Genomic DNA, 14,772 nt, shown 5'->3' with positions numbered 1-14,772 from the left:
AGGCCAAACACCGCCCGGCGCACGCCATAGCGGCTGGGGAACAGACTGCGCAGCCGGTAAGTGTGATAGAAGGCATCCGCCAGATATTCCACGGGGATATCCTCGCCGTAGACTTCCAGCAGGCAGGTATGCAGCAGTGTGGTAATATCCGCCAGCTGTTCCCCGGTGGGCAGCGGGCTGGCATCCCCCGCCGGGACACAGGCATCGCCGGTATCTTCTTTGTGCAGGGTGGAATCCAGCGCAATCTCGATATACCCGTGACCGCCCTTGCCCGCATACGGCATCCCGGCTTCACACATGGCGCAGACGAAGGGATGCATGACCGTATCGGTGGCATAGTGGCAAAGGAAGCCCAGCGCATACTCCACCTGAGGCCTTGTCTTTACATGGCGGCACAGGCTGTACAAAAAGGCACCGGTCTTTTCCTCGTGCATCCGTTCGCCCAGGGCCGGCAGATCATAGCGCCGCTTGGCGCGTTTTTTCCAGACCTCATAGCAGAAAAAGCTGTCCGGGCCATTGGCACCTGCGGCAAAAGCCTCGGGGCATTGAATCTTATAGTGGATGGCGGCTGCCGCCTGGCGGGCGGTGCGCACATGGGTATAACCTTCCGGCATAAAAAGGGGTTCACTTCCTTACATTACAAAGCGCAGTTTATTGTACCCCGCCGGGGCGGAAAAGTCAAATTGCCTTTCGTAGAGGTGGTTTGGATTCAGTGGGTATCTCCCGGTCACTGTACAGCAGCAGGGCGGTGCCCCCGCGCTCAGATATTGCGCTGGTCGCCTTTCAGGGTGCGGGGCAGTACAAAGAAGTACAGCAGCGCGCCTGCAATGATGATCAGGATCACCGAGAGAATGCCGTAGGGGCCGGCGGCCTTGTTGATGGCATCCACCTGTTCGGCCGTGGCGGTGGCCGCGGTCAGGCCCTGGTCCTGCAGCATCCGGGAAGCCGCCAGCGCACTGACAGCGCCCACCAGGGTGGGGCCCAGAATGGAGGAGAACTTGCCAAAGATATCAAAGAAGCCGAAGAATTCGCCGCTGCGATCCCGGTCGGGGATGAGCTTGCCGAACATGGAACGGGACAGCGCCTGAATACCGCCCTGGCTGGTGGCACAGAGCACGGCCAGCATCCAGAACTGCCACAGGCTGTCCATAAAGAAGGCAAAGATGCAGATGAACATATAGACGCAGATGCCTACCCCCACCATGCGGCGGGCACCGAACCGGGAGGCCAGCTTCATATACAGCAGGCAGAAAGGCAGGCCCAGCACCTGTACCAGCAGCAAGGCCAGCAGCATACCGGCCGAATCCAACCCCAGGTTGGTGCCGTAGCTGGTAGCCATGCTGATGATGGTATGTACGCCGTCGATGTAGAAGAAATACGCCACAATGTAAACCAGCATGGGTTTGTCGGCGATGATCTCCCGGATGGTGGTGAACACGCCCTTGATGTTGCGGCCGACATCCCCTTTTTCGTAGGGTTTGCCGGAGGTCTGCTCACAGTTTTTCAGCAGCGGCAGGCTGAACACCAGCCACCACACAGCCGTAATGGCAAAAATCACCGCCAGGCAGGTAAGCATCGGGACCCCCACCGCGTTCATGATCAGGAAGATCAAAAGCGGAATGGTGGAACCGCCGATATATCCCAGGCCGTAGCCCATGGTGGACACCGAGTCCATCCGGTCCTCGGTGGTAATATCGGTAAGGAACGCATCATAGTAGATGCAGGAAGCATCAAAGCCAATGGTGCTGAGGATATACAGTACCAGCACAATACCGGCCACACGGCCCGCCGCGTCGGTGGAAGAGGTAAAATCCATCCCCGGCGTCAGGGCCAACCCTGCCACCGAGAGCACCCCCAAGGCCAGGAAAGCCGCAAACAGTTTTTTGCGCATGCCCCGGATGTCGCCAAATACGCCCAGGAAAGGCGCCGACAACGCCACAATGGCCATAGCAATACTGGTAGCATACCCCCAGGTGGACATGCTGGAAACGCTGTCGGCGGTGTATTCCGCCACCGAATCAAAGAAGATGGGCAGGATGGTGACCACAATGACCGAGTGGGCACTGTTGGCCCAGTCGTACATCATCCAGCTCAATTCCTGCTTGGTAAATTTTTTCAGGAAACCCATGAACAGTTCCTCCCATTATGTCAAACATAATTTAATTGTAGCATTTCCGGGCCCGAAAAACAACCAAAAGCGCCCCGTTTTGCGTCAACGGGGCGTAAAAAATTCGTTATATTTTTGCGGCAGATTGACAAACTTACCGTGCACGCAGCTGCCAGAACGCTACCGCAGCCGCCGCGCCTACGTTGAGGGAGTCCACGCCGTGCTGCATGGGGATCATCACCGTGGCATCGCACCGGGCAATGGTTTCAGGGTTCAGGCCGTCTCCTTCCGTTCCCAGAAGAATGGCCAGTTTTTCCACCTGCAGGGCGGGGTCATCCACGGGACGGGCGCGGTGATCCAGCGCCATGGCGGCCGTGGTAAACCCCAAATCGTGCAGCCGGGCCAGCCCTGCGGCGGGCCAGTCCTCCTTATGTTCCCCAAGCCGTGCCCAGGGCACCTGGAACACCGTGCCCATGCTGACCCGGATGGCGCGGCGGCACAGGGGATCGCAGCAGGAGGGCGACAGCAGCACCGCATCCATGCCCAGGGCCGCCGCCGAACGGAAGATGGCTCCGATATTGGTGGAATCCACAATGCCTTCCAGCACTGCCACCCGCCGGGCGTTCCGGCAGACTTCCTCCACCGTTTTGGGGGCAGGGCGGCGCATGGCGCAAAGCACCCCCCGGGTCAGGGCATAACCGGTCAGTTTTTCCAGCACCGGGCGGTCCGCCGTATAGACCACGGCATCCGGGCAGCGGGCCAGCACCCCGGCCGCGGGGCCTTCCATCTGGCGGCGTTCCATCAAAAAGGACAACGGGGTATACCCGGCATCCAATGCCGTGCCGATGACCTTGGGGCTTTCGGCAATAAACACCCCTTTCTCCGGTTCCAGCCGGTTGCGCAGCTGGGTTTCGGTAAGGCGGGCATAAACGTCCAGTTCCGGGGCGGACAGATCGATAATTTCCACAATATGGGGCATAGCGGTTTCCTCTTCCTGTTTGATACTGTTTTCAGCATACCCCAAAACGGGGCAAAATGCAAACAAAAAGCCGCAGCGGGCATGCCGCTGCGGCTTTTGAAAAAACGTCACTGCGAGTGGTGACAAACACAGTTACTCTGCAAACATGGGGGTGGACAGGTAGCGGTCCCCGGTATCGGGCAGCAAAACCACGATGGTTTTGCCCTTGTTTTCGGGACGCTTGGCCTGCTGGATGGCGGCATACAGCGCCGCACCGGAGGAAATGCCCACCAGTACGCCCTCTTTGCGGCCCATCATGCGGCCGGCGGCAAAAGCGTCCTCGGAGGTAACGGGCATGACCTCGTCATACACCGTGGTATCCAGCACTTCCGGCACAAAGCCCGCGCCGATGCCCTGCAGTTTGTGGGGGCCTGCCTTGCCGCCGCTGAGCACGGCCGAGTCGGAGGGCTCCACCGCCACCACCTTGACGGCGGGGTTCTGTTCTTTCAGGTAACCGCCCACACCGGTGACCGTGCCGCCGGTACCGGCGCCCGCCACAAAGATATCCACCTGGCCGTCGGTATCCTGCCAGATTTCGGGGCCGGTGGTGGCACGGTGGGCCGCTGGATTGGCCGGGTTCACAAACTGGCCGGGCACAAAGCTGTTCGGGATCTGGGCCGCCAGCTCATCCGCCTTGGCAATGGCACCGGACATGCCCTTGGCACCCTCGGTCAGAACCAGTTCCGCACCGTAAGCCTTCATCAGCAGACGGCGCTCCACGCTCATGGTTTCGGGCATAACGATGATGACCCGGTATCCGCGGGCTGCGGCCACCGACGCCAGACCGATGCCGGTGTTGCCGGAGGTGGGCTCAATAATCACCGAACCGGGCTTGAGTTTGCCGGTAGCTTCGGCATCGTCGATCATGGCCTTGGCCACCCGGTCTTTGACCGAGCCGGCGGGGTTGAAATATTCCAGCTTGGCCAGCAGGCGGGCTTCCAGCCCTTCGGCCGCTTCAATATGGGTCAGTTCCAGCAGCGGGGTATGTCCGATCAGCTGTTCGGCGGAAGTATAAATTTTGCTCATGGTGTTCGTCTCCTGTTCATAATAAAAGTGTGTAAAATTCAGAAACGCACGCCGGGGCAACATCGCCGGCGGAAAACATAGCGGCTGGCCATGGTTATTCATACCTTTCTTGTAGGATAAAGTGATTGTACACCCTTCCGGCAGATTTGTCAATACACCGCAGGCCCAAGGCATCCTGTAAATTTTTACTCTCACACCGCCCTTAGCGGGGGTTATTGCCTTGCAATTTGGCGGCCGCCGTGTGTATAATATTAGAGCCATTGTTTTTTTCTTTAACAATATGGAGGGTAAAGTAATGGGAACGAAGTATATTTTTGTGACCGGGGGCGTTGTCTCCGGTCTGGGAAAGGGTATCACAGCGGCCAGTCTGGGCCGCCTGCTCAAGACCCGGGGGCTGAAAGTGGCCAGCCAGAAGCTGGACCCGTATATCAACGTGGACCCCGGCACCATGAGCCCGCTGCAGCACGGCGAAGTCTTTGTGACCGATGACGGCACCGAGACTGACCTGGACCTGGGCCATTATGAGCGCTTTACCGACGAGAATCTGAACAAATATTCCAACCTGACCACCGGCAAGGTATACTGGAACGTTCTGAACAAGGAGCGGCAGGGCGCCTACCTGGGCCAGACCGTACAGATCATTCCCCACATCACCAACGAGATCAAGAGCTACATCTACAATCTGGCCAAGAGCACCGAGGCAGATGTGGTCATTACCGAAATCGGCGGCACCACCGGCGACATCGAAAGCCAGCCGTTCCTGGAGGCCATCCGTCAGGTGGGCATTGAACAGGGGCTGGAAAACTGCTGCTATATCCATGTCGTACTGGTGCCTTACATTTCCGGCTCCGACGAATACAAATCCAAACCGGCCCAGCACTCCTGCAAGGAACTGCAGGGCATGGGGATTTTGCCCAACATCATTGTGCTGCGTGCCGACGGCCCCGTGGGCAACGACATCAAGCGCAAGATCAGCATGTTCTGCAATGTGCGCCCCGACTGCGTCATTGAGAACCTGACCATGCCCAGTCTGTACGAATGCCCCCTGATGCTGGAAGCCGCCGGCCTGACCAATGTGGTGGCACGCCAGCTGCACCTGACCACCCCACCCACCGACCTGACCGAGTGGAAGGAACTGATCAGCCGCATTGCCACCCGCAGCCGCACCTGCACCATTGCCCTGGTTGGCAAATACGTGAAACTGCACGACGCCTACCTGAGCGTGATGGAAAGCCTGTACCACGCCGGTTTTGAGACCGAGAGCAAAGTGGACATCAAGTGGGTGGACAGCGAAACTCTGCTGGATCAGGAGCGCTGCGCCGAGGAACTTTCCGACGTAGACGGCATCATCCTGCCCGGCGGCTTTGGTGACCGCGGCATTGAGGGCATGATCCAGGCCGCCCGGTATGCCCGGGAACAGCATATTCCCTACTTTGGCATCTGCCTGGGTATGCAGATCATGGTGATGGAATACGCCCGCAACGTGCTGGGTTATGCCGACGCCCACTCCAGCGAATTCACCCCCGATGGTGCCCACAACGTCATTGACCTGATGCCGGACCAGCAGGGGAACATTCCCAAGGGCGGCACCATGCGCCTGGGCGCTTACCCCTGCTCCATCAAACCCGATACCACCATGGCCCGCTGCTATGGCAAACTGGAAATTGACGAGCGTCACCGCCACCGCTATGAATTCAACAACGATTACCGCGCCGAATTTGAGGAGAAGGGCCTGACCATTGCAGGTACCAGCCCCGACGGCCGTCTGGTGGAAGCGGTGGAACTTTCCGAACGTCCCTTCCATGTGGGCGTTCAGTTCCACCCCGAATTCAAGAGCCGTCCCAACCGTGCTCATCCCCTGTTCAAGGGCTTTGTGGCAGCTGCCCTGCAGTACCAGACCGAGCACACCCCCACCGAACACCCCGCCATGGTGGGCGAATGATGGCCGCCTGATCTTCGCAGCATAAATCAGTAACAAAAAAGCACACCGCCGCAGCGGTGTGCTTTTTGTTGTGCTTTGTTCGGAATCGCTCCCGGTCAGATCGCTTCCCTTTCCCGGGTTGGCCGGTTGAAAGTTCTTTGGGTACTTTCTTTCAAGAAAGTACCTCAGCGGTCCTGCAGGGGCACATACTCCCGGGGGACCATAATGCTCTGGTAGGCCGGGCGGATGATCTTGTCCATATTGACCAGTTCTTCCATACGGTGCGCCGACCAGCCCACAATACGGGCAATGGCAAAGATGGGCGTGTACAGTTCCACCGGAATGCCCAGCATATCGTACACAAAGCCGGAGTAAAAGTCCACGTTGGTGGAAACACCCTTGTAGATATGGCGTTTTTCGGCAATGACCTGGGGAGCCAGGCGCTCGATGGTATTGTAGTATTCAAAGTCGCGGTCACGACCCTTGGCGTCGGCCAGCTGGTGGACAAAGTTCTTGAACACCACCGCACGGGGGTCACTCAGCGAGTAAACGGCGTGGCCCATACCGTAGATCAGACCCTTCTGGTCAAAGGCCTGCCGGTCCACGATCTTGCCCAGGTAATCGCGCATGGCGTCCTCATCGGTGGGGTCAGCCACATGGGCACGCACATCGTCCATCATGTGCATGACCTTGATGTTGGCGCCGCCGTGTTTGGGGCCTTTCAGGCTGGACAGTGCCGCCGCAATGACCGAGTAGGTATCGGACCCGGAGGAAGTGACCACGCGGGTGGTGAAGGTGGAGTTGTTGCCGCCGCCGTGTTCCATGTGCAGCAGCAGGGCAATGTCCAGAACGTGGGCTTCCAGATCGGTGTACTGGCGGTCGGGCCGCAGCATCTGCAGCAGGTTTTCCGCCGTGGAAAGTTCCGGTTTGGGCCGGTGAATGTACATGCTGCCGCCGCACTCATAGTAATGGTAGGCGTGGTAGCCATAGACCGCCAGCATGGGGAATACGCTGATCAGCTTGATGCACTGTTCCAGCTGAGTCTGCAGGTCGGTCTTGCCGATATCGTCATCATAGCTGGCCAGGGTGAGCACACTGCGGGTCAGCGAGTTCATCAGGTCCTTGCTGGGGGCTTTCATAATGACGTCCCGCACAAAGTTGGTAGGAAGGTCCCGGCATTTGGCAAGGCAATCCTTGAAGGATTCCAGCTGCTGCTCGTTGGGCAAATCCCCCAGCAGCAGAAGATACGCCGCTTCCTCAAAGGCATAGCGCTTACCCCGCAGGCCGCGGATCAGGTCATAGACGTTGTAACCGCGGTACCACAGTTTACCGTCACAGGGAACCTGCTTGCCGTCGCGCTGTTCAAACGCATCGATCCGGGAAATGTTGGTAATGCCCGCCAGCACACCTTTGCCGTCCTGGTCGCGCAGGCCGCGCTTGATGTTGTACTGGGCAAACAGTGCCGGGTCCACCCGGTTGTTGGTCACACACTCCTCGGTAAAGATGCGTGCTTCCTTTTCGATAGCTGCGTAATCACTCATAAAGAACCCTCCCTTTCCGACGTCTATGACGGAACGTTTGATTTTTTTCCCATTTCACACTTCTTTTTTGTACAGATCGTATACCGATTATTATAATCTGTCGGGGGCGGGGTGTCAAACAAACATTCTATGAACAAAGTTCATATTCTAACAAAAAAAGCACGTCTGTCGCAAAGTTTTCTTCGCGCAGACGTGCTTTTTCATCTTACGAAAATTTTACTTCCGCCAAGGCGGGTACGGTGCGGCGCAGCCGCCGAATCCGAACCGCCTCTTGGAGATGCCAATTTACCCCTGCCGGGCCTGCAGTGCGGCCAGCAGCGGCGGAATCAGCTGCTTTTTGCGGCTGACCACGCCGGGCAGCACCGCCATGCCGTCCTTGGGTTCCACGCCAAAGGCATCGCGGACAATGGCTTCGGTGCCCTGGCCCCAGTACATCAGGTCGGTGCTCTGGGTCTTCATGTCGGTAAACATATAGAAGATCATGGGCAGACCTTCCCGGCGGCCGGCTTCCGGCAGGAAAGGCCCTACCAGCGCCTCGGCAGCGGCACGGGATTTGTCGGTCATGTAGATGGACTGGCCCACACCGAACTTGGCATCGCCGCGGCTGAACGCCTTGAAGTCGGAACGGAACACATCCTCGGCATCGCGGCCGGTCAGGTCGGCGCCTGCTTCAAACATCTGCTCGGCATAGGTGGGAATGTCCTCCCCTGCAATTTCGGCCAGCGCCTTGGCGGTGGCTTCATCCTGCGGGGTGGAGGTGGGTGAACGGAACATCAGGGTATCCGACAAAATAGCGGAAAGCAGCAGGCCCGCAATCTCCTTGGAGGGGGTCATATCCTGTTCCTGATACATCTGGTACAGGATGGTGGCCGTGCAGCCTACCGGCACATTGCGGAAATACACCGGGCCGGTGGTTTCCAGGTTGCCGATGCGGTGGTGGTCGATGATCTCCAGAATTTCGGCCTGTTCCAGACCGTCCACAGCCTGGGTCCGTTCGTTGTGGTCCACCAGGATCAGCTTTTTGCGGTGCAGGTTCAGCAGGTTACGGCGGCTGACCACACCACAATATTTGCCGTTCTCGTCCAGAATGGGGAAATAACGGTGACGCACACTGGCCATGATCTTGCGTGCGTCCTCGATGGGCGTGTTGACGCTGAACTTCATCAGATCATGGGTGCGCATAAAATGCCGTACCGGGGCGGCGGTGGTCACCAGCCGTCCGGCGGCGTAGGTATCGTAGGGGGTTGCCAGCACGGTGCAGCCCTTTTCCTGTGCGCGGGCCACAATGGTACGGGGCACCGCGGAACCGCAGCAAACCACAATGGCAGAAGCGCCGCAGTCGATGGCGCACATCTGGGTTTCGTACCGGTTGGAAACCAGCACCAGATCCCCCGGCTTGACCAGTTCTTCCATAATTTCGGGGCTGGTACCGATGCAGATATTGCCCTGGGTGATGCGGCCGTCCGCATCGCCCACGATCAGCTCTGCTTCCAGGGTTTCCAGCAGATTGTGGTAGCTGGTGTTGGCTGCCGCCAGCACGCCGGTGTCAAACAGGTCCATGTTGGCATCGGCAATATCCTTGATGGTAATCAGGCCTTTGAGTTCGTTGTCCGCATCGGTGATGCACAGGGTGTCGATCTCCACATCCCGCATCAGGTTCCAGGCGGCGCGCACACTCATCTCGGCATCGATGCCCGGCTGTTTGCGGATGTCGATATCCTTGATCTGGGGGCTCACATCGGTGCACAGGCGCGGGGCCTCAAAACCGAAATGCTGCAGCACAAACCAGGTTTCCCGGTTCACATGACCGGCGCGGCGGGCCTCATATTTGCCGGTCAGGCTGCCGCGGTTTTTCAGCCAGGCATACGCCAGCGCCGAACAGATGGAGTCCGTGTCGGGGTTCTGGTGCCCGATGATATTGATATGGCGGACGTTTTCAGTCGACATAAAACCTTCCTCTCTTCCCATGGAGCATAAGGCGGGCGTTTTCCCTCACAGCCCGCAAATTCACCAAAAGTTCTTTCTCTGCACTCTATTACATTTTCTATTATACCACACTTTTTTGCGCTTTGCGATTCTTGACAATAACCGCACTACAGCGTAAAATAGATGCTGTATGTGGATATTGGGGGACGCCCCCTTTGCAACGCAAGTTCAAATAGAGAGGGAACGGATATGATTCAGGAAAATTTACGCAACGTCGCCATCATTGCCCACGTTGACCACGGCAAGACGACGCTGGTGGACCAGATGCTCAAGCAGTCTGGTGCCTTCCGCGCCAACCAGCAGGTGGCCGAGCGCGTGATGGACTCCGGCGATATTGAGCGGGAGCGCGGCATCACCATTCTGGCCAAGAACTGCTCCTGCGAGTACGAAGGCGTTAAAATCAACATTGTGGACACCCCGGGCCACGCCGACTTTGGCGGCGAGGTGGAACGTGTTCTGAAGATGGTCAACGGCGTGCTGCTGCTGGTGGACGCCGCCGAGGGCTGCATGCCCCAGACCCGCTTCGTGCTGCAGAAAGCCCTGCAGCAGAACCTGTCGCTGGTAATTGCGGTGAACAAGGTGGACCGTCCCGACGCCCGCATCAAGGAAGTCATCGACGAGATCCTGGAACTGCTGATGGATCTGGGCGCCACCGACGAACAGCTGGACAGCCCCATGGTGTTCTGCTCCGGCCGTAACGGCACCGCCAGCTACGACTGGACCCATCCCGAGAACGGCACCGACCTGAAGCCGCTGTTCGACACCATTCTGAAATACGTGCAGCCGCCGGAGGGCGAACCCGACGAGCCGCTGCAGATGCTGGTGTCCAGCGTGGACTACAACGAGTTTGTGGGCCGTATGGGCGTGGGCCGCGTGCAGAACGGTGTGATCAAGGTTGGTTCTCCCGTGCAGGTGTGCGACTGGCACAACCCCGACGTGCACATGACCGGCCGCATCACCAAGCTGTTCGACTTCAAGGCCAACGGCCGCGAGCCCATTGAGGAAGCCCGCGCCGGCGACATTGTGGCCTTTGCCGGTCTGCCGGATATTTCCATCGGCAACACCCTGTGCGACCCCAGCAAGGTGCAGCCCCTGCCCTTTGTGAAGATCAACGATCCCACGGTGGAGATGACCTTCTCGGTCAACGATTCTCCCTTTGCCGGCAAGGAGGGCAAGTACGTTACCTCCCGCCAGATCCGTGATCGCCTGATGCGCGAGCTGCTGAAGGACGTGGCCCTGAAGGTGGAAGATTCCGCCACCACCGATTCCTTCCGGGTCATGGGCCGCGGCGAAATGCACCTGTCCATCCTGATCGAAACCATGCGCCGCGAAGGTTACGAGCTGCAGGTTTCTCCCCCGCACGTTCTGACCCATGAAGAGAACGGCAAGACCATGGAACCCATGGAGCGCGTGGTCATCGACGTGCCCGAAATGTACCAGGGCAACGTCATGACTGCCCTGGGTGCGCGCAAGGGCATCCTGATGAACATGCAGATGATGAACAGTCGTTCCCGTCTGGAGTTCCGTATGCCCAGCCGCGGCCTGTTCGGCTACCGCAGCCAGTTCCTCACCGATACCCACGGTGAAGGCATCATGAACACCATCTTTGACGGGTATGAAGAATGGTGCGGCGATATCCAGACCCGTTCCACCGGCTCCCTGATCAGCTTTGAGACCGGCGACGCCGTGACCTACGGTCTGTTCAACGCGCAGCAGCGCGGCACCCTGCTGGTCACCGCCGGCGAGAAGGTTTACGCCGGTGAGGTTGTGGGCTACACCCCCACGGGCGAGGACATCACCGTCAACGTCTGCAAGACCAAGCACCTGACCAACACCCGTGCTTCCGGCAGCGACGACGCCCTGCGTCTGGTGCCGGTGAGCAAGTTCAGCCTGGAAGGCTGCCTGGAATTCCTGGCGCCCGACGAACTGCTGGAGGTCACCCCGGAGAACCTGCGCATCCGCAAGCGCATCCTGGACCATGACCTGCGCATGAAGGCTGCCAGCAAGAAGAACAAAGGTTGATTCTCGCCGGCGCATGTCCGCCGATGACGATGAAATCATAATACAGCAACACCCCCGGCCGTTTGGCCGGGGGTGTTTTGTTTGGATGTGAGTGTCGCCCGGACGGTTCAAAACACAATGGTAGTCCCACCATCCGGGGCGTCCGTGATGGGCGTCCAATCAGTGGAACCGGCCAGATAGTCCTCCAGGGAGATCAGTGCAAAACCGTCGACGATGTCGGGGTCTCTTCCTCTTGACACCAGTACCTGGTTTTGTCCCACCAGCGCTTCCGGCCAGCCGTTTGCCACGGTAATATGAGGCAGTTCATACATCTGTCCTGCCGACAGGTCATAGATCCAAAGGTTGCCCGGCTCACCTTTCATCATCCAGCGCAAGGTACCGTTCTGGCTGAAAATCCAGTCCGGGCGCTCCCTTTCCAGCCGCCCCGGCATCTGTTGCCAATCACTGCCATCCAGGGCACAGCTCTCTACACCGTTGGCCGAGCCATCCTCATTGTACCAACTGAAATACAACCGATCTCCGGCCATTCCCAGGAAGTCGTGGCGACGGCGCTTTCCATCCGGCTGTTCCTCGCCGTAATAGGGTTCTGCCATGACTTTTTCCATGGCACCGGTGGCCGGATCATACCAGTCGAATTCCCGTTCTCCACTTTGAAGAAGCGCGTCATACACTTCCCATTCTTTGTAGGAAGGAAGCGGTGTCTGGGTGATTGCCCGTGTCATGATAAAGCGGGAGGTTCCTGTCTGATTGATCCACTCGATCTGACCGGGAAGTTCCAGATTGGTGATCTGCCCCGTTTCCAAATCAATCCGTTTGCCGCTGTTGCTGCCCCTATCCATACGGTACTCAAACTCATAGACAGCATACTCATCGACAAATTCGGGATTCAGTTCTTTCCCCAAAGGGAACTGCTGCGCGGTGCCGCCCTCCTCGGGCACCTTGTATAACGTATCCCAGCCAAACAGGCAAATCTGCCCCTGCCAGGACAGGACTTGTACACCGTACAAATCCGGACTGTCTCCCATATACAAACTGACGCGCTGTGCATCTGCCAGATCAACCTTCAGCAATTGGAACTGCGGTTCACCCTCATCGGTCCAAAAATTCACGGTGCTGTACACGGCATCTGCCGTCGACTCATATTGCTGGATTCGCCGCAAGTGCCCTACCGGAAACGCCACGCTCTCTTCCGCCGTGGCGGTCTCGGCGGTTTCCTCATTCACCGGGGGCGTGTCCGATTCCGGCGTGGTGGACGCCGCCGGGGTACAGGCAGTCATGCAAAGCACCAGCGCCAACAAAACGGGCAGGGATTTTTTCATCGTCAGGCTCCTTTCCCCCTCAGGCTTCAGGCGACGTCGCGGCATCTTCGATGGGTGTCCAATCGGTGGAACCGGCCAGGTAGGCGTCCCCGTCCATCAGGCCGTAGATAAGTTCCCCCTGTCCGTTCTCACCGTCAAATTTCAGCAGCACCTTGCCGTTCTGGAACAGCTGACAAGGCCAATAGTCTATGGCTGTCACATGAGGCATCTCGTGATACTGTCCCGTGGTCAGGTCATAGATCCAGTACGCCCCGGTTCCACGGCCGCCCAGAACCCAGCGGCATTTGCCCTGCTGCTGCAGCGACCAGATGGCTTCCCCTTCCACGGGCGCATCGGGCAGAGCCTGCCAGTCCTGACCGTTGGCATCGCAGGATTCCATGCCATAGTCCAGCGGTCCTTCCCCTTTTGACACCACCCAGGAAAAGTACAGCCGCCCGTTTGCCATGCCCAGAAAGCTCCGATGGCGCCGGGAACCGTCCTCCAGCTCGACCCCATAGTAGGGTTCCTCCAGCAGTTTCTCCGTTGCGCCAGTGGCGGGGTCGTACCAGCTGTAGACACAATCGGCACTCTGGATGGCTGCGGCGTACTGTTCTCCCTGTTCCACGCTGGGCAAAGGTGCATCGGTAGCCAGATTGCAAACCAGAAGCCGGGGTTTCCCCACCGCCCAGATTCCCTGGGTCTGGGCGGGCATCGGCAGAAGGGTGATTTCACCGGTCTGCAGGTCCAGGCGGCTCAGCTGAATGTTGTTGGCACCGGCATCAAAGGTATAATCATACCCGTAAGTACCGTCGGCAATCATGGGGAATACCGGCCGCTCCAGCGGCACCGTCTCCATCTGCCCGTCTTCTTCCGAGATCCGGTAGAGGGTCTGGTCCAGCACGAGGTAGACCATACCGTCGCGGGCCAGGGATTCACCCACCTGCTGGGGCGACGCATCAATGGTGCACAGGCAGTCCTGTTTGCCGGTGTTGTAATCCAGGCGCAGCAGCTGGACCTGCCGGACGCCGTTTTCGTCCCCCACCGGGTTCACGGTGTACCAGGCATGGCCGGAATCCGCCTGGCAGTTATCGCCCCAGATGGCGCCCCCGGCAACCGGGGCTGCGGACGGCGCAGATTCCTCGGCAGGGACTGCGTTTTCCACCGTAGCGTCCATAACTTCACCGCCAGCTTCCGATTCCGGGGCAGAAGTGCAGGCGGAAAGGCATACCGCCAGGGCCAGCAGGAAAAATAAAGCTCGTTTCATGGTTCAACTCCTCCTTATGGTATGGTTCTATGCTTCCAGTATGACACCCCTTTGTATCGGAGTTGTACCAAAAACCGCCTTTTTTCGGATTTGGTACAAAGTTTTTTGTCACGCAAAACAGCCGCACCGCAGCGAAGAGGCTGCGGTGCGGCTGTGGAAAAGTCCGGGTGACAGGATTCGAACCTGCGAAATCTCCTGGTCCCAAACCAGGCGCGATACCAAGCTTCGCCACACCCGGGCGTCTGTAAGCGCTCGATTTTATTATTATAGTACGCCGGGCACAGCCGCGTCAAGAGCTGCCGCCCACTTTTCCCCTTGCCGCAACGGGAAATCAAAATACCGCAGCCCCCCGGGGGCTGCGGCAGTTTGCTGCTGTTCTGCTTTTTATGTAAGAATGCGGATCATGTGCACCGTCAGGTAGATCAGTTCCTCCCGCGGGACCTCCACCCCCAGGTTTTTCTGCACATAATCGGCAATGCGCCGGGCGCAGGCATACGCCCGGGGATTCTGGTCCAGTACCGGCTCCAAAACCGAGATATCCTCGCTGCCCAGCATTTTGTGGTCCAGCACGCGCTCAATAAAATACTGC

At 58.5% G+C, this 14,772-nt stretch carries 11 protein-coding genes and 1 tRNA gene; 2 read left to right on the top strand and 10 right to left on the bottom strand.

What is annotated here, in order from left to right:
- The 4 genes from H6B10_RS06325 to cysK form a co-directional block, all read right to left on the bottom strand.
- Positions 1-614: zinc dependent phospholipase C family protein (locus H6B10_RS06325; protein WP_204650765.1), on the bottom strand; the 614-nt coding region annotated here is incomplete at its 3' end.
- A gap of 146 nt (positions 615-760) precedes the next feature.
- Positions 761-2,128 carry an MFS transporter gene (locus H6B10_RS06320; RefSeq protein WP_204650764.1) on the bottom strand — a complete coding sequence of 456 codons (1,368 nt, stop codon included), beginning with the start codon at positions 2,126-2,128 and terminating at the stop codon, positions 761-763.
- Between the two features lie 133 nt (positions 2,129-2,261).
- A complete protein-coding gene (locus H6B10_RS06315) occupies positions 2,262-3,086 on the bottom strand; it encodes a TrmH family RNA methyltransferase (protein WP_204650763.1) in 825 nt (274 codons plus the stop codon).
- A 132-nt stretch (positions 3,087-3,218) separates the two neighbouring features.
- Positions 3,219-4,151 carry a cysteine synthase A gene (cysK, locus tag H6B10_RS06310; RefSeq protein ID WP_204650761.1) on the bottom strand — a complete coding sequence of 311 codons (933 nt, stop codon included), beginning with the start codon at positions 4,149-4,151 and terminating at the stop codon, positions 3,219-3,221.
- A 295-nt stretch (positions 4,152-4,446) separates the two neighbouring features.
- Here cysK and H6B10_RS06305 point away from each other — a divergent pair, with 295 nt between their 5' ends.
- On the top strand, positions 4,447-6,093 hold the full coding sequence (locus H6B10_RS06305) for a CTP synthase (RefSeq protein ID WP_204650759.1): 1,647 nt from the start codon (positions 4,447-4,449) through the stop codon (positions 6,091-6,093).
- A 164-nt stretch (positions 6,094-6,257) separates the two neighbouring features.
- Here H6B10_RS06305 and H6B10_RS06300 read toward each other — a convergent pair whose 3' ends face one another.
- A complete protein-coding gene (locus H6B10_RS06300; protein ID WP_204650758.1) occupies positions 6,258-7,613 on the bottom strand; it encodes a citrate/2-methylcitrate synthase in 1,356 nt (451 codons plus the stop codon).
- A gap of 285 nt (positions 7,614-7,898) precedes the next feature.
- On the bottom strand, positions 7,899-9,560 hold the full coding sequence (locus tag H6B10_RS06295; RefSeq protein WP_204650757.1) for a putative manganese-dependent inorganic diphosphatase: 1,662 nt from the start codon (positions 9,558-9,560) through the stop codon (positions 7,899-7,901).
- Positions 9,561-9,788: 228 nt separating this feature from the next.
- Between H6B10_RS06295 and typA the strand changes: the two genes are divergently transcribed.
- Positions 9,789-11,621, top strand: coding sequence for a translational GTPase TypA (typA, locus tag H6B10_RS06290; protein WP_204650756.1), 1,833 nt, complete (start codon positions 9,789-9,791; stop codon positions 11,619-11,621).
- A gap of 107 nt (positions 11,622-11,728) precedes the next feature.
- Here the strand turns inward: typA and H6B10_RS06285 are convergent, their stop codons facing one another.
- The 4 genes from H6B10_RS06285 to H6B10_RS06270 all read right to left on the bottom strand — a co-directional run.
- Positions 11,729-12,940 carry a hypothetical protein gene (locus tag H6B10_RS06285; RefSeq protein WP_204650755.1) on the bottom strand — a complete coding sequence of 404 codons (1,212 nt, stop codon included), beginning with the start codon at positions 12,938-12,940 and terminating at the stop codon, positions 11,729-11,731.
- Positions 12,941-12,959: 19 nt separating this feature from the next.
- Positions 12,960-14,183 carry a hypothetical protein gene (locus tag H6B10_RS06280; protein ID WP_204650754.1) on the bottom strand — a complete coding sequence of 408 codons (1,224 nt, stop codon included), beginning with the start codon at positions 14,181-14,183 and terminating at the stop codon, positions 12,960-12,962.
- A gap of 162 nt (positions 14,184-14,345) precedes the next feature.
- Positions 14,346-14,421, bottom strand: a tRNA-Pro gene (locus H6B10_RS06275).
- 146 nt (positions 14,422-14,567) lie between these two features.
- Positions 14,568-14,772: PRD domain-containing protein (locus H6B10_RS06270; RefSeq protein ID WP_204650753.1), on the bottom strand; the 205-nt coding region annotated here is incomplete at its 5' end.

It is taken from the genome of Gemmiger formicilis (assembly GCF_016901605.1).
In the GTDB taxonomy this organism is placed as follows: domain Bacteria; phylum Bacillota; class Clostridia; order Oscillospirales; family Ruminococcaceae; genus Gemmiger; species Gemmiger formicilis_B.
This window is presented reverse-complemented; position numbering and strand designations above follow the sequence as displayed.

Coding starts and splice junctions, on each gene's coding strand:
- H6B10_RS06320 (WP_204650764.1), bottom strand. CDS start 2,128: ATGGGTTTCCTGAAAAAATTTACCAAGCAGGAATTGAGCTGGATGATG.
- H6B10_RS06315 (WP_204650763.1), bottom strand. CDS start 3,086: ATGCCCCATATTGTGGAAATTATCGATCTGTCCGCCCCGGAACTGGAC.
- cysK (WP_204650761.1), bottom strand. CDS start 4,151: ATGAGCAAAATTTATACTTCCGCCGAACAGCTGATCGGACATACCCCG.
- H6B10_RS06305 (WP_204650759.1), top strand. CDS start 4,447: ATGGGAACGAAGTATATTTTTGTGACCGGGGGCGTTGTCTCCGGTCTG.
- H6B10_RS06300 (WP_204650758.1), bottom strand. CDS start 7,613: ATGAGTGATTACGCAGCTATCGAAAAGGAAGCACGCATCTTTACCGAG.
- H6B10_RS06295 (WP_204650757.1), bottom strand. CDS start 9,560: ATGTCGACTGAAAACGTCCGCCATATCAATATCATCGGGCACCAGAAC.
- typA (WP_204650756.1), top strand. CDS start 9,789: ATGATTCAGGAAAATTTACGCAACGTCGCCATCATTGCCCACGTTGAC.
- H6B10_RS06285 (WP_204650755.1), bottom strand. CDS start 12,940: ATGAAAAAATCCCTGCCCGTTTTGTTGGCGCTGGTGCTTTGCATGACT.
- H6B10_RS06280 (WP_204650754.1), bottom strand. CDS start 14,183: ATGAAACGAGCTTTATTTTTCCTGCTGGCCCTGGCGGTATGCCTTTCC.